The 16666-nt window shown below is 63.6% G+C and carries 16 protein-coding genes; 9 read left to right on the top strand and 7 right to left on the bottom strand.

Features of this window, described 5'->3' with window-relative positions; translation table 11 throughout:
- Positions 1-119: 119 nt before the first annotated feature.
- The gene (locus tag NCR39_RS24660) at positions 120-353 is read right to left on the bottom strand and encodes a hypothetical protein (RefSeq protein WP_250454728.1); all 234 of its coding nucleotides are present in this window, start codon (positions 351-353) and stop codon (positions 120-122) included.
- A 165-nt stretch (positions 354-518) separates the two neighbouring features.
- Here NCR39_RS24660 and NCR39_RS24665 point away from each other — a divergent pair, with 165 nt between their 5' ends.
- Entirely contained in the window at positions 519-1052 is a 534-nt protein-coding gene (locus NCR39_RS24665) for an RNA polymerase sigma factor (RefSeq protein WP_250454730.1), read from the top strand.
- Positions 1049-1891 (top strand): anti-sigma factor family protein, encoded by an 843-nt coding sequence (locus NCR39_RS24670; RefSeq protein WP_250454732.1) that lies wholly within the window; start codon positions 1049-1051, stop codon positions 1889-1891. Before NCR39_RS24665 ends, NCR39_RS24670 begins: the two co-directional genes overlap by 4 nt.
- Before the next feature lie 62 nt (positions 1892-1953).
- Here NCR39_RS24670 and NCR39_RS24675 read toward each other — a convergent pair whose 3' ends face one another.
- The 3 genes from NCR39_RS24675 to NCR39_RS24685 all read right to left on the bottom strand — a co-directional run bounded on the left by NCR39_RS24675 (position 1954) and on the right by NCR39_RS24685 (position 3713).
- On the bottom strand, positions 1954-2202 hold the full coding sequence (locus NCR39_RS24675; RefSeq protein ID WP_250454734.1) for a pentapeptide MXKDX repeat protein: 249 nt from the start codon (positions 2200-2202) through the stop codon (positions 1954-1956).
- A gap of 66 nt (positions 2203-2268) precedes the next feature.
- Entirely contained in the window at positions 2269-3045 is a 777-nt protein-coding gene (locus NCR39_RS24680) for a molybdopterin-dependent oxidoreductase (RefSeq protein WP_250454735.1), read from the bottom strand.
- 20 nt (positions 3046-3065) lie between these two features.
- Positions 3066-3713, bottom strand: coding sequence for a cytochrome b/b6 domain-containing protein (locus NCR39_RS24685; protein ID WP_250454738.1), 648 nt, complete (start codon positions 3711-3713; stop codon positions 3066-3068).
- A 363-nt stretch (positions 3714-4076) separates the two neighbouring features.
- On the opposite strand from NCR39_RS24685, the gene NCR39_RS24690 reads away from it, so the two are divergent.
- Both NCR39_RS24690 and NCR39_RS24695 read left to right on the top strand, forming a co-directional pair.
- Positions 4077-4622, top strand: coding sequence for a sigma-70 family RNA polymerase sigma factor (locus tag NCR39_RS24690; protein ID WP_250455166.1), 546 nt, complete (start codon positions 4077-4079; stop codon positions 4620-4622).
- On the top strand, positions 4619-5260 hold the full coding sequence (locus tag NCR39_RS24695; RefSeq protein ID WP_250454740.1) for a DUF1109 domain-containing protein: 642 nt from the start codon (positions 4619-4621) through the stop codon (positions 5258-5260). The genes NCR39_RS24690 and NCR39_RS24695 overlap by 4 nt, the downstream gene beginning before the upstream one ends.
- Before the next feature lie 125 nt (positions 5261-5385).
- Here the strand turns inward: NCR39_RS24695 and NCR39_RS24700 are convergent, their stop codons facing one another.
- Positions 5386-6258 carry a LysR family transcriptional regulator gene (locus NCR39_RS24700; RefSeq protein ID WP_250455167.1) on the bottom strand — a complete coding sequence of 291 codons (873 nt, stop codon included), beginning with the start codon at positions 6256-6258 and terminating at the stop codon, positions 5386-5388.
- 105 nt (positions 6259-6363) lie between these two features.
- Here NCR39_RS24700 and NCR39_RS24705 point away from each other — a divergent pair, with 105 nt between their 5' ends.
- The 3 genes from NCR39_RS24705 (at position 6364) to NCR39_RS24715 (ending at position 9502) form a co-directional block, all read left to right on the top strand.
- Positions 6364-7944 carry an MFS transporter gene (locus NCR39_RS24705; protein WP_250454742.1) on the top strand — a complete coding sequence of 527 codons (1581 nt, stop codon included), beginning with the start codon at positions 6364-6366 and terminating at the stop codon, positions 7942-7944.
- Positions 7945-8015: 71 nt separating this feature from the next.
- On the top strand, positions 8016-8720 hold the full coding sequence (locus NCR39_RS24710; RefSeq protein ID WP_250455169.1) for an SDR family NAD(P)-dependent oxidoreductase: 705 nt from the start codon (positions 8016-8018) through the stop codon (positions 8718-8720).
- Between the two features lie 164 nt (positions 8721-8884).
- The gene (locus tag NCR39_RS24715; RefSeq protein WP_250454744.1) at positions 8885-9502 is read left to right on the top strand and encodes a flavin reductase family protein; all 618 of its coding nucleotides are present in this window, start codon (positions 8885-8887) and stop codon (positions 9500-9502) included.
- A gap of 64 nt (positions 9503-9566) precedes the next feature.
- Here the strand turns inward: NCR39_RS24715 and NCR39_RS24720 are convergent, their stop codons facing one another.
- Both NCR39_RS24720 and NCR39_RS24725 read right to left on the bottom strand, forming a co-directional pair.
- Complete coding sequence (locus tag NCR39_RS24720; protein ID WP_250454746.1) at positions 9567-11132, bottom strand: methyl-accepting chemotaxis protein; 1566 nt, start codon at positions 11130-11132, stop codon at positions 9567-9569.
- 118 nt (positions 11133-11250) lie between these two features.
- The gene (locus NCR39_RS24725) at positions 11251-12423 is read right to left on the bottom strand and encodes a sensor histidine kinase (RefSeq protein WP_250454749.1); all 1173 of its coding nucleotides are present in this window, start codon (positions 12421-12423) and stop codon (positions 11251-11253) included.
- Between the two features lie 847 nt (positions 12424-13270).
- Here NCR39_RS24725 and NCR39_RS24730 point away from each other — a divergent pair.
- Positions 13271-14938, top strand: coding sequence for an ATPase domain-containing protein (locus NCR39_RS24730; RefSeq protein WP_250454751.1), 1668 nt, complete (start codon positions 13271-13273; stop codon positions 14936-14938).
- Positions 14922-16604 carry a response regulator gene (locus tag NCR39_RS24735; protein WP_250454753.1) on the top strand — a complete coding sequence of 561 codons (1683 nt, stop codon included), beginning with the start codon at positions 14922-14924 and terminating at the stop codon, positions 16602-16604. Before NCR39_RS24730 ends, NCR39_RS24735 begins: the two co-directional genes overlap by 17 nt.
- Positions 16605-16666: the final 62 nt, after the last annotated feature.

Here is a 16666-nt window from a genome sequence, read left to right on the forward strand (position 1 = left end):
CAGAGAAAAATGCGCCTCGCGGCACAGGCAAAATTCGCGTCGCCATTGATCGCGAAGGTTGATTTCGTTCGGATGTCTAATTGATACCGATGCTTCGCCGCGTGCGAAACGCGACGCGTTTAGGCGAGCGCCCGGCGGATCGACGCCGCCACGGCCGTCACGTCACCGCGTTCGCAGAGCGCCGCCCAGTGTTCGAGCGTTTCGCGGCTCACGGCGGGTGCTTCGCAAAGCTGTGCAAAACGTTCGAGCGTTGCCGTCGAAGCGGCTATGCTATGAAAACGTTCGCGTCCGATGCACGCGTCCAGCATGACCGCCATGCCTGCCTGCCGTGCGCGGTCGAGGAGGGTCTCCATGATCTGTCTCCTATTCGGTTCGAGTGCGCGCCGTTGCGCGATCCGTGACCCGAAAACAACTGCCCCCGTCCGCTTATTCCGCAAAAAAAATCGAAAAATTCGCGGAATAGATCGGCTTTTCGAGTGTTGTCAATCATGAGCGCGCCCATCACAGGAGCTGCCCCGATGAACGACGACGATCTGCCGACCGTTCTGCCGACGCTGTTGCCGCGCTTGTGGCGGTTCGCACTGCGGCTCACGCAGAACCAGCACGACGCCGAGGATCTGGTGCAGCGCGCCTGCGTGCGGGCGCTGGAGCGGCGCAGTCAGTTGCAGCCGGGGACGTCGACGTTGAGCTGGCTCTTTTCGATCGTGCATTCGACGTGGATGAACGAATTGCGCGCACGTTCGATTCGCAGCCGGGGCAGCATGGACTGGCAGGACGAGGAAATCGAATCGTTCGCCGATCCTTCGGCGCGCAATCCGGAGCTGGACTTGCTGCATCGCCAGGTGATCGACGCGGTCGAGGCGCTGCCCGAAGCGCAGCGCGTCGTGATGGTGCTGGTGGCGATCGAAGGATTGAGCTATCGCGAGGCGGCCGACGTGCTCGACGTGCCGATCGGCACGGTCATGAGCCGGCTGTCGCGCGCGCGGCTGACCATCGGTCAGCGGTTCAGCGTGCAGGCGCCGGGAGCAGCCAGAAAAGGGGAATCCTTATGATGAATGTCGATGATTCGCTGCTGATGTCGTACGTCGACGGGGAGCTTTCGCCGGAGCAGCGCGCGGAAGTCGAAGCGGCGATCGCGCACTCCGACGAACTCGCGGCGCGCGCGGCGGCGCTGCAGGCGTCGGTGCTGCCGTATCGCGCCGCGTACGACCGGCAAACGGTGCCGCCCGTGCCGGAAAGCCTCACGCGCCGTATCGAGGAACTCGTGAGCGTGAGCACGACGCAAGAGCGCAAGCGTTCGCGCGCCTCGCGCCGCTTTTCCGTGATCCCGATGCAGTGGGCGGCTGCGGCGTTCGTCGCGGGCGCGATCTGCTCGGGCGTGCTGACCGGCTATCTCGGCGGCTACAACCCGTTCAATCGCGGCGCCGATCCGTGGGTGCAGAGCGTGGCCGACTATCAGGTGCTGTACGGACGCGACACGGTTTCCAATCTGCGCGAAGACAAGGTGAGCACGCAGCAGGTGCTCGCCGACATCCATCAGCGCGACGGCATGCCGGTCGACGTTCCGGATCTGCGTCAGGCCGGTCTCAAGTTCAAGCGCGTGCAGCGCCTGAACTACCATGACCGCCCGCTCATTCAGATGGTGTATCTGCCGGAGCGCGGCGATCCGGTCGCGTTGTGCGTGATCGAGGAAAACAAGGGCGACGCGCCGGTGCACGCCGGTCAGGTCGGCGAAATGAAGACGGTCACGTGGCGCGCGAACCGGCTCGCTTATGTGCTGCTGGCGAGAGCGCCGTCGCTCGACCTTCAGGCTGTCGGCAACAGTATCGCCAGCGGGAAGACCGTTCCGCTCTATAGCAGCGGCGACGCGGATGTATCGCGGGATAGTTAATCAAATAGATGAACGCGAAAGGGACCGGGCTTGTCCGCACGCCCGGTCCTTTTTCGCGCGCGTTACTGGGACATCGCGCCCGATGCCGGATGGTCCATGCCCATCGCATCGTGCTTCTTCATCTTGTCGCTCTTGCTCATCGAGCCGTGCGACGTGCCGCCCTTCTTCATCGAGTCTTTCGACATCGAATCGTGCGACATGGAATCGTGCGACATGGCGTCGTTCGACATCGCGCCGCTCGCCTGGGCGAACACATTGATCGCGCCCATCGAAAGCGCCGCTGCGAGTACTGCCGTCATCAATCGTTTCATTGCTTCTCTCCTTGGTGAGTCTTGCATGGCATCCGGACAATCCGGAACCGGTGGATGGCGCGGCGCTCAGGAGCCGCCGAACCAGTTGTATCCCTGGTCGACCCAATAGCCGCCCGGATACGTGTTCGTGACGAATATCTCGACGATGTGCTTCGGGTTCTTGTAGCCGAGCTTGGTCGGCATGCGCAGCTTCATCGGATAGCCGTACTTCGCGGGCAGACGCTCGCCGTCGTATTCGAAAGTCAGCAGCGTCTGCGGATGCAGCGCCGTGGGCATGTCGATGCTCTCGTAGTAGTCGTCGGCGCAACGAAAGCCCACGTACTTCGCCGTCGTATCCGCGCCCACGCGACGCAGGAATTCGGAGAACGGCGTGCCGCCCCAGCGCCCGATCGCGCTCCACCCTTCGACGCAGATATGCCGCGTGATCTGCTCCGCGTGCGGCAGCGCGTAAAGCTCCGGCAAGGTCCATACGCGCTGGCCCGTGACGAGACCGCTCACCTTCAGGCGATAGTCGTTGCCGTTCACTTCGGGCACGTCGTCGATTCCATAGAACGCATTGAACGGAAACGGCCGCGTGATTTGCGCCTCGGTGTACGTGGGCGCGAGCCGCTTCGGGTCGAAGAGCAACGCCTGCGCGCGATCGTTCAAACGCGATACGGCGGCGAGGAACGTGTTCACCGATTTGTCGTCGGTCAGCGAGCAGCCTGTCAGAAGCGACAGCCCGCCCAGCGTCAGCACGCGCTTGCCGAAGAGGCGCCGCGAAGGGTTGTCGAGTTCGCGGTGCGCATCGGCCAGCACGGATGCGCGATCCACGTTGATGATTCGCTTGTCGTCGGTTTTCATGGCGTCATGTCCGGGTTGCATCAGCGGCCGCGCAGCATCGTGAGCAGCGAGCGCGGCACGAGCGCGACCATCGCCACATGCACGACGACGAACGCCGCCATGAACGCCATCGCGCAGAAATGCACGATGCGCGCGTTGTCGTAACCGCCCATCAGGTCGCGCAGCAGCGGGAATTGCACCGACTTCCAGATCGCGAGTCCTGACAGCACGAGCACGAACAGATCGACGATGACCGCGAGATAAGCGAGCTTCTGCACCGCGTTGTACTGGCGCAGATCCGCGTGCGAGAGCTTTCCGCTCAACGCGGCGACGAGATCGCGCAGCACGGCGCGCGGCGACAGCGGAAAGAACTTCGAGAAGAAGCGGCCGCTCGCCACGTTCAGCACGACATAGACGATGCCGTTGAAGACCAGCAGCCACATCGCCGCGAAATGCCACTGCAACGCGCCGCCGAGCCAGCCGCCGAGCGTGATCGAAGGCGGAATGACGATCTGCCTGAACACCGGCGATGCGTCGTAGATGCGCCAGCCGGAGAACATCATGATCAGCGCGGCCAATGCGTTGAGCCAGTGCGTCACGCGCAGCCATCGCGGATGAATCGGCGCATCGCGGGGCGAGCGTTCGTGCGCGGATGCCAGCGGCGCTTTGATCGTTTCCGTCGTTTCCATGTCGGTCACCTTTGATCGTCGGCCTGTGAGTCGGTTACTGGTTAGTTCGTCGCGGATGCGTCGCCGGTTACACGCGTTTCATCGAATTTGCGTCTTCGTCTTCGTCAGGTGAGTTCGCCCGCCGCCCGAAAAAAGTTACAGCCGCGCTGTAACGCGCGACGGCCAGGCAGCGAACTAACGTAAGCAAGGAGGTGAACGACAACCATGGATCAGGAAGGCGCTATTGAGACGAATCACGGCTTCGGCTACCCTGAAGCGATCGAGCCGCGGCACGGCGGCCGTTTCTCTCTTGCAGCGGCGCTTGCGTGGTCCGCTGCTTCATCCCTTACTTCGCCTCGTCGCACCGGATACACAGGAACCATGTTGCAAGATGCGGAAAGCCGGTTGAAAGCGCTGTTCATCGGCGGACTCGATGGCGACCAGAGCGCATATCGCGGCTTTCTGCAGGACCTCACGCGGCATTTGCGCGGCTATCTGCGCAAGCGCATCGCGCGTCGTCCCGACGATGTCGAAGACCTCGTGCAGGAAATTCTGCTGGCGGTTCATAACGCGCGGCACACGTATCGTCCGGATGAGCCGTTGACGGCGTGGCTGCACGCCATCGCGCGCTACAAGCTGATGGACTTCTTTCGCGCGCATGCGCGCCGCGACTCGCTGAACGTCCCGCTCGACGATCATGAGGAACTGCTCGGCGCCATCGACGACGAACCGGCAGAGGCGCGCCACGACGTCGGCAAGCTGCTCGAACATCTGCCGGACAAGCAGCGCCTGCCGATCGTTCATATGAAACTGGAGGGCATGTCAGTGACGGAGACCGCGCGGATCACGGGTCTTTCCGAATCGGCCGTGAAAGTGGGCGTGCATCGCGGTCTCAAGGCACTCGCCGCCAAGATCCGGGGACTCCGATGAAAACCGATGAACTCATCACCCTGCTCTCGAATCAGGTGACGCGCGTCGATCGCACGGTCGCGTCGCGCCGCTTCGCGCAGGCGCTGCTGCTCGGCGCGGCAGGCTCGCTCGTTCTGATGAGCATCGTGTTCGGCGTGCGGCATGACATCGGCGTCGTCGCGCGCACGGGCATCTTCTGGGCAAAGCTCGCGTTTCCGCTGGCGACGGCCATCGGCGCAATGCTCGCCATCGAAAGGATCGGGCGGCCGGGCGCGCGTCTCGGCTATTCGTGGGCGATCGTCGCGTTGCCGTTCGTCGCTGTGTGGATCGGCGGCTGGCTCGTTTTGGACGCGGCGGATTCCACGGCGCGCTGGCCGCTCGTGCTCGGGCATACGTGGCGCACGTGCCCGTTCAATATCCTGCTGCTCTCGGTGCCGACGTTTCCCGCCGCGATGTGGGCGATGCAATCGCTCGCACCGACGCGCCTGCGGCTCGCGGGCGCCGTCGCGGGCTTGCTGGCGAGTTCGACCGCCACCATCGTGTACTGCCTGCATTGCCCGGAGATGAGCCCCGCGTTCTGGGGCGTGTGGTACGCAATGGGCATGTTGCTGCCGGCGCTCATCGGCGCATGGCTCGGGCCGCGGCTTTTGCGATGGTAGGCGGCGTCGAGCGTCGCGGACTCATGCTCACGAAGCCTTCATCAAATGCTTGCCGATGACTGGCTGCTGAATCTGAGTCGTGCCTTCGTAAAGGCGCAGCAATCGAACGTCGCGATGCACGACACTTACGTTCGCGCCGCGAAATCCAGATACGCCCGCACCGCCGCTGCCCGCTCGAAGCGCCGGTACATCATCGCGACTTCCGAAGGCACCGCCTTCCCCGCGATCTCCCGATACTCCACACCCGGCACCGTCACGCACTGCGCGAGCGAACGCGGCACGACAGCGACATCGCCGCCCAGCGACACGAGCGCGAGCACGGCGGCAAGCGTGCCCGGCCGCGCGACGATGCGCGCCGAAAAGCGTCCGCGCCGCGCCACTTCGAGCGTGCCGGATTCCTGCTCCGGCACCACGAACGCCTGATCGCGCAACTGCGCCGGCGCGATGACGCGGCTCGCCGTCAGCGGCGAATCGGCGGGCAACGCGACGATGAACGCATCGCGATGCACGGTGCGTGCCTCCACGCTTTCCGGATGAGGCACGGGCGGGCGCACATACGCGATGTCGATGCGGCCGTCGCCCAGCAGCGCACCGGCGTCGCGCATCACGATTTCCTCGATGCCGATCTCGACCTGCGGAAAGCACGCCCGAAAGCCGCGCACGGTCGCCTGCAGCACGCCCGAATACACCGCCGACCCGACATAGCCGATCACGATCTTGCCCAGTTCGCCGCGCTCGGCCAGCGCCGCGCGTTCGGCGCCGCGCGCGAGATGATCGAGCGCCGTCGCGGCTTCGTCGAGATAGGCGACGCCCGCCGCCGTCAGTTCGACCGAACGCTTCGTGCGATGAAAGAGGCCCACGCCGAGCAGCCGCTCCGCTTCCTGGATCTGCCGCGTGAGCGCGGGCGGCGCGATGCCGAGTTCTTCCGCGGCGCGCCCGAAATGGAGATGCCTCGCGACACTCAGGAAGCAGCGCACATGACGCAGTTCGACAGGCATTTCAGTATTCACACATTCGTTAATTATTCTGCGATTCTATGCCAATGACAGGAAAGACTCGCGCCGCTAGCATCGGCGTATCCGATTGTCTTTCCGTCCCACGTCATGACCGAATCGAACGAAAGCGCGGGTTCTGCCCGCTTCGTGCTGCTCACCGCGTCCGCGACGTGCGCGCTGATCACGCTCGATACCAACGTCGTCGCGGTCGCGCTGCCGTCCATCGCGCGGGATTTCCACGCCGGTTTCGCCGACGTCGAATGGGTCGTCAGCGCGTATATGGTCGCGTTCGCCGCGTGCCTGCTGCCCGCCGGCGCGCTCGCGGACCGCATCGGCCGCAAGCGGATGCTGATCGCCGGGCTCGCCGCGTTTGCGCTGGCGTCGCTCGGCTGCGGGCTCGCGCCGTCGGCGGTCGCGCTGAACGTCGCGCGCGCGGCAAAGGGCGTCGGCGCGGCAATGCTGCTCACGTCGGCGCTCGCGATCATCGCGAACACCTTCCACGAAGGCGCGGCGCGCGCGCGTGCGTGGGCGGTGTGGGGCACGTGCATGGGCCTGTCGACGACCATCGCGCCGCTCGTCGGCGGCGTCATCACGCAATGGGCCGGATGGCGCTGGATCTTCCTGATGAACCTGCCGGTCTGCGCGCTGCTCGCGGCCTGCGCGTGGCGCGGCATGAGCGAATCGCGCAACCGCGATGCAGGCGCGCTCGATCTCGCGGGCAGCGCGCTGTTCGCCGCCGCGCTCGCACTCGGCATCTGGGCGCTGATCGACGCGCAAGCGGACGGCTGGGCGAACTGGCGCACCGAGGCGCGTCTGGCGGCATGCGCGGTGCTGTTCGTCGTTTTCGTGCGGGTGCAGCGCTCGCGCGCCCACGCGATGATCGACCTCGCGCTCTTCCGCCAGCCGCGCTTCGTCGCCGCCGTGCTCGCGATGTTCGGCTACGCCGCTTGCGCGCAGGTGATGATGACCTTCCTGCCGCTCTATCTGCAGAACGCATTCGGCCTGCCGGCGGTGCGCGCGGGTATCGGCATGCTGCCGTTCGCGATCGCGATGGTCGTCGGCCCGTACATCGGCGCGGCGCTCGGCAAGCGCGTGCCGGGCATGGCGCTCTTGACGCTCGGGCTTGCGATCATCGGCGCGGGCAATCTGCTGACGGCGCTGTTCGCGGGCATGTCGGATTACGCGCTGATCACGGCCGGGATGATCGTCACCGGACTCGGCGCGGGCGTGCTCAACGGCGACACGCAGAAGGCGATCATGGCGTGCGTGCCGCCGAATCGGACGGGCATGGCCTCGGGCATCAGCACGACCACGCGCTTCACCGCGATCGTCACTTCCGTCGGCGTGCTCGGCGCGGTGCTCGCGACACGCACGCAAGCCGCACTCGACGCGCACGCGGGCGATCTCGCGCATTCCGCGCATGCCGGTAACGGATTCGACGCGGCCTTTCTTTCCCGCCTCCTCGCGGGCGATCTCGCGCACGCCGGCGCAAACCTGAGCGGCCCGGCGGGCGCTGCGGTCACCGCGATCGCACGCGAGAGTTTCGCGAGCGGGTTTTCTTCCGCACTCGGCGTGGCGGGCGTCTGCGCGCTGACGATCGCGGCGGCGGTCTGGCTGCTCGGCGCCCGCGCGCGGACCGAGAGCCTCGCGCAAGCGCAGGGAAAAGCTGGATCGGCGTTGCCGGAATAGCGCGGCGCGCCGCGTTCCGTCCTATGCTTCATCACACGCCATGCAATCGGAGTGGAATTGTGATGGAGAGCGTGATGAGCAGCCTCGAAGGAAAGATCGTCGCCGTCACGGGCGGCTTCGGCAGCCTGGGACTCGCGACGGCGCGCGTGCTGGCCGCACGCGGCGCGCGCATCGCGCTGATCGGACGCAGCGACAAGGCCGATGCGCTGTCCGCGCCGCTCGCCGATGCATGCATCGTGACGGGCATCGATCTGACGGATGCGAATTCGGCGCAACACGCCATCGATACGATCGTTCAGCGCATGGGCGGCCTGCATGCGCTCGTGAACGTCGCGGGCGCGTTTGCGTGGGAGACGATCGCGGACGGCAGCGTCGACACGTGGCAATCGATGTTCGACGTGAACGTGAAAACCGCGCTCAACGCATCGAAAGCGGCGCTCGCGCCATTGAGCGCGCGGGAAGGCGGGCGCATCGTCAATGTCGGCGCGCTCGCCGCGCTGAAAGCCGGCGCGGGCATGGGCGCCTACGCGGCGTCGAAGGCCGCGCTGATGCGCTTCACCGAAGCGCTCGCGGAGGAACTCAAGGACCGCGGCGTGACGGTGAACGCGGTGCTTCCGTCGATCATCGATACCGCGCCGAACCGCCGCGACATGCCCGACGCCGATTTCTCGCGCTGGGTGAAGGCGGAAGAACTGGGCGCGGTCATCGCGTTTCTGCTTTCGCCCGAGGCGCGATGCATCACGGGCGCGTCGATTCCGGTGAGCGGGCGGGTTTGACGCGTGGGTGACGGCGCGTGGTGCTTGCCGATGTGGTTCGACGGCCGGCCGCCGCTCGGATTTCATACTTCGCTATAGGGCGAAACGTCAGGCAAGCAAGCCGCGCATACTGCATTGACCGCGTACTCTTAGCGCGGCCAATCGCTCGATCGTGCGGAGACGCAATGACTGAAACCTCGTTCGAAACCATTGACCCCAAGATCCTTTATTTCGGAACGCCGGTCGCACTCGTCAGTTCGTGCAACGAGGACGGAACGACGAATATCGCGCCCATATCGTCATTCTGGGCACTCGGCTGGACCATGATGCTCGGTCTCCTCGACGAGACGAAAACCGCCGATAACCTCATGCGGCATCCCGAGTGCGTCGTCAATGTTCCGTCACCCGAACTGTGGCAACAGGTGGAGCAACTGGCGCCGCTTACCGGTAAAGATCCTGTCCCCGATCTGAAGGCCAGGCAGTTTCACTTCGAGAAAGACAAATTCGAAGCGGGCGACTTCACGCCGATGGCGTCGGAACTCGTCAAACCGGCGCGCGTAGCCGAGTGCCCGATGCAATTGGAAGCCAGGGTTCGCCACATCCATCGCATGGGCGGAGACAAACTCGAGCAATTGGGGGGCGGCGTCGCGGCGGAGATCGAGATCGTCCGGGTGCATGCACACGAAGCCTTCGTCAAGGACGGCAACCATATCGATCCGCTGAAATGGTCACCGCTGATCTACAACTTTCGCCACTATTTCAGACTCGCGGGTAAAGAGCTGGGAAAGACGTTCCGCGCTTAGCGTAGCAATGAACGCGCGGTTTCGCGTGCCGTCCCGCGCCGCCGTTGATCGCGAACGCCTGCCGTCACGCGTTGACCAGCGCCCGATGCGCGACGTCCGCATCGTCCCGAAGCCTGAAGACCGCGACCGCGTCCCGCAGCGACCCGGCCTGCTCCGCCAGCGCGTGCGCCGCCGCCGATGCCTCTTCGACCAGCGCGGCGTTCTGCTGCGTGACCTGGTCCATCTGCGTGACGGCGAGATTGACCTGCTCGATGCCGGTGCGCTGCTCTTCCGACGCCGACGTGATCTCGCCCACGACGCCCGTCACGCGCTGCACGGAAGCGACGATGTCCGCGATGATGCTTCCGGCGTCGCGCACGAGCGCCGAACCCGTCTCGACGCGCTCGCTGGACTGCTCGATCAACGCCTTGATTTCCCTCGCGGCCCCTGCGCTGCGCTGCGCGAGCGCCCGCACTTCGCTCGCCACCACGGCGAAACCGCGCCCTTCTTCACCCGCGCGCGCCGCTTCGACAGCCGCGTTCAGCGCGAGGATGTTGGTCTGAAACGCGATCGTGTCGATGACCGAGATGATCTCGCTGACCTTCGCCGAGCTTTCGGAGATGCCGTGCATCGTTTCGACGACCCGCTCCATCATCTGCCCGCCGCTGGCTGCGGTTTCGCACGCCGATCCTGCGAGCGACGATGCCGCCGCCGCGTGATCCGCGTTCTGACGGACCGCCGACGTGATCTGTTCCATGCTTGCCGCGGTCTCCTGCAGCGATGCCGCCTGTTCTTCGGTGCGCGACGAAAGATCCAGATTGCCCGAGGCGATCTCCGCGCTCGCCGTCGCGACGCTGTGTGCATTCATGCGCACCTTGCTGACCACGCTCGCCAGACTCGACTGCATGTGCTTGAGCGCGACGAGCAATTCCGCGATCTCGTCCTTGCCGTTCGAATGGAAGTCGAGCGAAAGGTCGCCTGCCGCCACTGCCTGCGCACAGCCGAGCGCACGCGCAAGCGGACGCGACACGGTCCGGCTGAACAGATAGCCGCCGATGGAAGCGAGCACGAGCACGACCAACATCAGCGTGATGCTGATGACGGTGGCCCGCTCGCCGGCGCGATCGGCCGCTTCGGACACCGCGGCGCTGTCTGCGGCGATCTTTCTCGCGGCCTGCTCGAGCAACGCGGCCGGTTGACGATCGACGCCCGCGACGGCGTTATCGCCCGCGGACGGCTCGAAGCCCTGCGCCTTGAACGCTTCGAAGCCGCGCCGATAGCCGTCGCCCATCGCGTGATGCGCCGTCGCGAACTGCTCGATCAGCGCGCGGCTTTCGCCCGCCGGCAACGTGCGTTCGAGTTCGTCGGCGAGCTTGTCCACCGTCGCTTCGCGGGACTGGAAGGCCGTCCAGTACTTGTCGAGCTTGGCCGGGTCCTTTCCGCGCAGCAGCGTGTCTTTCCACTCCTGCACTTGCAACTTGAAAGCGACGAGCGTCGCCGACACCATGCGCTCGTTCGCGACGTTGCGCGCGACGACCGTCCTGTAAGCATCGATCGACTGATCGAGGGCGAAGACGCCGTACAAAGCGGCGGCAAACATGACAAGCAGGGCCGCTGCAAAAGCGAGCGGGATTTTGAGGCGGAGTTTCATGACAGGTCCGGCGATAGGGTTTACGCGGGTTCGCAAACCTCTTATCGGCCGCTCATCAGGAAAACTGAAGCCGGAATGGGCACCCGTCGGGAAACGGGTTGGGCTTGCTGTCCGGCGGTCAAGCAGCGGTGACGCGCGGCAGTCTCACGGTGAACGTCGTCGCGTCCACGCTGGATTCCACTTCGATCGATCCGTGATGAAGCCTGGCCACGCAGTCGCAAACGTAGAGACCGAGGCCGAGGCCCGCTGCAGCGCCGCGTCGCTCAGGAGGGGTATAGGTCCGCATCAGCGGATCGAAAAGGGCGCGCATCGCGTGATCCGGGATAGGGTCGCCCACGTTCGACACTTCGATTCGCACCGTCTCGTCATCACCGATCGCCCGCAAGTTCACCTCGCCCCTTCCATGCTGGACCGCGTTGACGAGCAGGTTCACGAGGATCTGACTGAGGCGCGCGCCGTCCCACACGCCGCTCACATCGCCGCTGATGGTGAGTTCGATCTGAGCGTCGGGATAGGATGTGCGCACTTCATCGAGCGCGTGTTGACACAGTGGCGCCAAGTCTTGCGGCGAGACCGTCATCGGCAACGCCTCGCCCAGGCGAGCACGCGTGAAGTCGAGAAGATCGTCGATCATGCGCTTCATGCGGGAGGCACTGCGCCGCGCATTGTCGGCGGCCTTCATGACGACCGGCGGCGTGCCAGGGACGCGGTCTATCAACTCGACCGAAATGGTGATGGCCGACAACGGAGAACGCAGGTCGTGCGCGAGGATGCCCGCTAACAGGGCGCGCTCCTTCTCCGTGCGCTTCTGATGCTCGCGGGCAGACTCCGTCAGCGCTTCGTCGATGGCCTCGTTGAAGCGAATCATCTGCTGGAAAGCGGCTGCGCCGTCCGAATCGGTTTCCTGCCACAAACGCAGGACCGTTGCGCGCAACGCGCGGTATTCGGCAATGATGTCGTCGAGGCTGAAGCCTTGCGACAGCCGGTCGTCGGCGTGTCGTTGCGCGGCGTCCTTGACGGCTGAAGGCGCCTTGGCGAACTCACCTCGTGACTTCGCAACCTGGCTGGCGTCCTCTTGCAGGGTACGCATATCGGCGGCCACGCTGGAAAGCAGTTGCGCACCGGCCTTTTCCAGATCGATGATGGACAGCGGTCGCCCCTCGCCCGCCAGACGCAACGCCTGCTGTGCCCACTCTGTGACGATTGCCGGGATTTCCTGTTCGATGAAGGCGGAAAGGTCCATATCCCTCTGGAACTCGATGACGGCCGCAGTACGCCTGCCGGATTGCATGAGGAATTGCCGTGCATCTTAACGAAAATCTCTCTCGGCGCGTGCAATTTACTCGGTCCCGGTGGACAAAACATGCATTACTTACCTGCTATCACTGACTCTTCCGGACTGGATAGTGCTGTGGCACATGTCAGCGAGTCCCTCTGCGGCACTCGCGCCGTCAAGTAATTTGTTGCCTGGAGATTCTCCAGGCAACTCACTCGCGCAAAGTCTGTCCACGTTTTGTTCCGACGAGATCTTATTAGCGAGCCGCTGCATGGTCGCGTGAAGGCGAATCAATGCCGCGTAGGGCTGTCTTAGGACCAGGTATGAGCGAACCACAGCCAAGCATTGCCTCAGCTCCAGGTCGCAATGAAGCCACTCTTCAGAAAGCCAGGCTATTTGATGGACTTCGCGCGTCAAAAGCCACTCTGCCCACTCGGGCTCCTCTCGCGCACGTCGTTCCAGAGACTCGATCAGGAAGAGAACGTCCGTGGACTTCATCGTTGCTCCATTTATTCAACTCGGGGGAAGTCACCCCGTGATGAAACCGCCTTGAGCAATTCTCGGACCGCATTTCTCTGCTCGTTGATGATGCGGCTATCCGACTGAACGGCTGCGCTCAGCATTGTCCAACTCACTGTTTTAGCGCTTCTTGCCAAGTCGACTAGTTGGATAGCGACGAACGCTCTCGGACTGAATCGGCCGCAGCCAATCAATAAGAAGAACTTAAAACCATGCTGGCAATCAGACCTGCTGTCCGCGCCGCAGGTCCGGCCGAACCCCGCCAGAGAAAGTCATCGGAATGAAAATCGAATCGGTCGTTGCTATCGGACTCATTCAGATAGGCACGCGAAGTTGAAGGCACTTGAAAGGTTCTCTCTCAAGCACTCGCTTTGCAACGGCAGCATCCATTCCCCATGCGCGCCGGCGCAAGGTCCCGCAGACCATTGTCATTTCGTCGAGCACCTCAGGACCGAAACTTGCCATTAAACGCGTTTCTACCTTTGATCAGGCGCGTCGCATGGCTGAGCAGTCAAATCTTCCAATTATTGAAACGGGCATTCCGGAGCTGGACGTCGTTCTTCGAGGCGGGCTACCCAGGAACCGCCTGCATCTCATCGAGGGAGCGCCGGGTACCGGCAAGACCACGCTGGGTCTTCGCTTCCTGCTCGACGGAATAAGTCGTGACGAACGATGCCTGTATGTCACGCTCTCCGAGTCGACGGAGGAATTGAAGACCGCCGCGAGCACGCATGGATGGAATATCGACGAGATCGAATTCTTCGAACTCATACCGGAGGAAGCGCTTCCCGAGCGGCAGCAGACGGTGCTGTTTCCGGCAGAAGTGGAATTTGGAAAGACCATTCAGCAATTGATCGATCGAATCGAGCGATCGAATCCCGACCGAATCATCATCGACAGCGTCTCCGAAGTGCGGATGCTCGCGCAGGACCCTCTGCAATTCCGCCTGCAGATGACGTCCCTCAAGCGATATCTTCAGGGAAGAAACGTTACCGTCATGCTGCTGGACGACTTGACCGAAACCGACAAGGGCGATCTTCACAGTCTCGTTCATGGCGTGCTGTCGTTGCGCCTGTTCGAGCGCGACTACGGCGCGGCGCGGCGGCGTCTGCGCGTTGCCAAGATGCGCGGTGTCAATTTCCAGAGCGGATGGCACGACTATGCGATCGTCACCGGGGAATTCCTGGTCTTTCCGAGCCTGATTGCAGAGGAGCATCAGGGCGTCGTGGAGGGCGCACCGCTTCTGAGCGTGTTCGAGGACCTGAATGGTGTATTTCCGCAGGGCCTGGATCGCGGAACGACAACCATGTTGATCGGCCCCTCCGGCGCGGCGAAGTCCACACTCGCGATGAGCTATGCGCTCGCTGCCACGCAATCGGGCGAATCGGCGAGCTTCTTCTCCTTCGATGAAACCTATGAGACGTTCCTGCGTCGCAGCGAATCGATGAATCTCGATCCCACCGATGCGATCCGCGCCGAGAAGTTCTACTGGCGGCGCATGAATCCGTCGCGCATTTCTCCCGGTGAGTTCGTCTGGCAAGTGAGAAGAGACGTCGAAGGCCGCAACGTCCGCGTGGTCGTCATCGACAGTATCAACTCGTATCTCAGCACGATGCCTCAAGAACAGTCGCTGATACTGCACTTGCACGAGTTGCTCAGCTATCTCAACAAGCAGGGCATCGTGACGATCCTGGTGCTTGCGCAACAAGGCGTAGTGGGCGATGTCGAGAATCCGATCGATCTGAGCTTCCTCAGCGACACCGTGGTGCTTTGCCGCTTCTTCGAGGCCGCGGGAACGCTGCGCCGCGCCTTAGCCATCGTCAAGCGTCGCACCGGCGCGCATGATCTGGCGATCCATGAATATCGACTGTCATCGGCAGGCATGCAAGTCGGCCCCGAACTGACGGAGTTGCGCGGCATATTCACCGGCGTGCCGGTCTACACGGGCGCGCATGAGGAACTGCTGGACGCCGTGCCCGACGACGGAACACGCGATGAATCGACACGCTAGCCCCGTCATGGGTGCCATTGCGATTTGCGCGCCGTCCGGTATCGATGCGGACACCATCGCGCAGGCGATCAACGCAATCGATCTGGAAACGAGCATTCTCGCCAGCCTGGACGAGTTGGGTGCGCGTCTGTCCACGGAAGATGGCGAGGAGTTCGCCGGCCTGTTCGTGACGGAGGAAGCACTGGTCGACGAACTCGCGCTCGCCGGCGCACTGCGTCAACAGCCGGTCTGGTCCGACCTGCCCGTCATTATCCTGACCGTCGCAGGCAACCGTACGAGCAGCCGCAAACGCTGGGCGCTTTTCAAGAGTCTGGGCAATGTCACGCTGCTCGCCCGGCCGCTGCGTCGAGAGGATCTCGAAAGCGCCGCGCGCGGCATCGTAAGAGCGCGAGCGCGCCAGCACGAGACGCGCGCCCATCTGCTCGAACTGAAACTGGCCGCGCGAGATCTGGAGGCGCGTGTGCAAGAGCGAACCGCCGCCTTGATGGAAGTCGAAGCCGCGCTGCGGCAATCGCAGAAGATGGAAGCAATCGGTCAGTTGACGGGAGGCCTCGCGCACGACTTCAATAATCTTCTCCAAATCGTTAGTTCGAATACCGAACTAATCAAACTGCGCATCAGACAGGGGAATGTGACCGACCTCGGGCGCTACGCGCACAATGTCTCGGGCGCGACCGAGAAGGCCGCCGCACTGACGCACCGTCTGCTCGCGTTTTCCCGCCAGCAAACGCTCGATCCGAAGCCGGTGGACGTGAACAGGCTGGTGCTCGAGATATCGGACCTGGTGAAGAGCACCGTCGGCCCCGCGATCAAAGTCGAGACACGGCTGCATGCGGATCCGATGCTGACTCACTGCGATCCGCCGCAGCTGGAGAACGCGTTGCTCAACTTGTGCATCAACGCACGGGACGCCATGCCGAATGGCGGCCAGCTTCACATCGATACGGATCATGCAACGCTCGATGAGCAACGGGCCAGGCGCTTTGGACTCGCGCCGGGCGATTATGTCTCGGTGGCGGTAACCGACAACGGGGACGGCATGACGCCGGAGGTCGCCGAACGCGCCTTCGATCCGTTCTTTACCACGAAGCCGATGGGCAAAGGCACGGGGGTCGGTCTGTCGATGGTCTACGGCTTCACGCGACAATCGCAAGGGCATGCGAGCATCGACACGGCGCCCGGAAAGGGAACCACGGTCCGCCTGTGGCTGCCTGAGCTGCGACCGGAGCGCGCCGCCACACAGGATGCCGCTTCGCCCAGAACGGCAATCGCATTGCCCGCCACGCTGACTGTGCTGCTGGTCGACGACGAGACCGGCGTACGAACGCTCCTGGCTGAGATTCTTCGCGATGCAGGATACGAGGTGATCGAAGCAAACGATGGCGTCGAGGGGCTCGAAGTCCTGCAATCGGAAGCGACCATCGATATCGTCGTGACCGACGTCGGCATGCCTCGGATGAACGGCGTTGAAATGATCGAACGGGCGCGCGTTTCTCTGCCCGAGTTGAAGGTGCTTTTCATCACCGGCTATGCGCAGCAGCAAGTGTCCCTCGAACAGCAACTGGACCGGAATTCGCACATGCTGACCAAGCCCTTCGCGATGAACGCCCTGCTCGAACGGGTCGCAGTCGTTGTGAAGTCGTCGTCAGGGCCATCGCCCAACTGATGCATATAGCGTTCTGCGTCGCCATCGGCGATGGCAGTCGAGGATGTCTCACTGCCGAACCG

This window comes from Caballeronia sp. ATUFL_M2_KS44 (genome assembly GCF_023630965.1).
Classification (GTDB): domain Bacteria; phylum Pseudomonadota; class Gammaproteobacteria; order Burkholderiales; family Burkholderiaceae; genus Caballeronia; species Caballeronia concitans.

What these genes read in the sequence shown, in the direction of transcription:
- NCR39_RS24700 (WP_250455167.1), bottom strand. Translation starts at nt 6,258, where the DNA reads ATGCCTGTCGAACTGCGTCATGTGCGCTGCTTCCTGAGTGTCGCGAGG.
- NCR39_RS24725 (WP_250454749.1), bottom strand. Translation starts at nt 12,423, where the DNA reads ATGCAATCCGGCAGGCGTACTGCGGCCGTCATCGAGTTCCAGAGGGAT.
- NCR39_RS24715 (WP_250454744.1), top strand. Translation starts at nt 8,885, where the DNA reads ATGACTGAAACCTCGTTCGAAACCATTGACCCCAAGATCCTTTATTTC.
- NCR39_RS24665 (WP_250454730.1), top strand. Translation starts at nt 519, where the DNA reads ATGAACGACGACGATCTGCCGACCGTTCTGCCGACGCTGTTGCCGCGC.
- NCR39_RS24705 (WP_250454742.1), top strand. Translation starts at nt 6,364, where the DNA reads ATGACCGAATCGAACGAAAGCGCGGGTTCTGCCCGCTTCGTGCTGCTC.
- NCR39_RS24660 (WP_250454728.1), bottom strand. Translation starts at nt 353, where the DNA reads ATGGAGACCCTCCTCGACCGCGCACGGCAGGCAGGCATGGCGGTCATG.
- NCR39_RS24720 (WP_250454746.1), bottom strand. Translation starts at nt 11,132, where the DNA reads ATGAAACTCCGCCTCAAAATCCCGCTCGCTTTTGCAGCGGCCCTGCTT.
- NCR39_RS24675 (WP_250454734.1), bottom strand. Translation starts at nt 2,202, where the DNA reads ATGAAACGATTGATGACGGCAGTACTCGCAGCGGCGCTTTCGATGGGC.
- NCR39_RS24670 (WP_250454732.1), top strand. Translation starts at nt 1,049, where the DNA reads ATGATGAATGTCGATGATTCGCTGCTGATGTCGTACGTCGACGGGGAG.
- NCR39_RS24695 (WP_250454740.1), top strand. Translation starts at nt 4,619, where the DNA reads ATGAAAACCGATGAACTCATCACCCTGCTCTCGAATCAGGTGACGCGC.
- NCR39_RS24680 (WP_250454735.1), bottom strand. Translation starts at nt 3,045, where the DNA reads ATGAAAACCGACGACAAGCGAATCATCAACGTGGATCGCGCATCCGTG.
- NCR39_RS24685 (WP_250454738.1), bottom strand. Translation starts at nt 3,713, where the DNA reads ATGGAAACGACGGAAACGATCAAAGCGCCGCTGGCATCCGCGCACGAA.
- NCR39_RS24735 (WP_250454753.1), top strand. Translation starts at nt 14,922, where the DNA reads ATGAATCGACACGCTAGCCCCGTCATGGGTGCCATTGCGATTTGCGCG.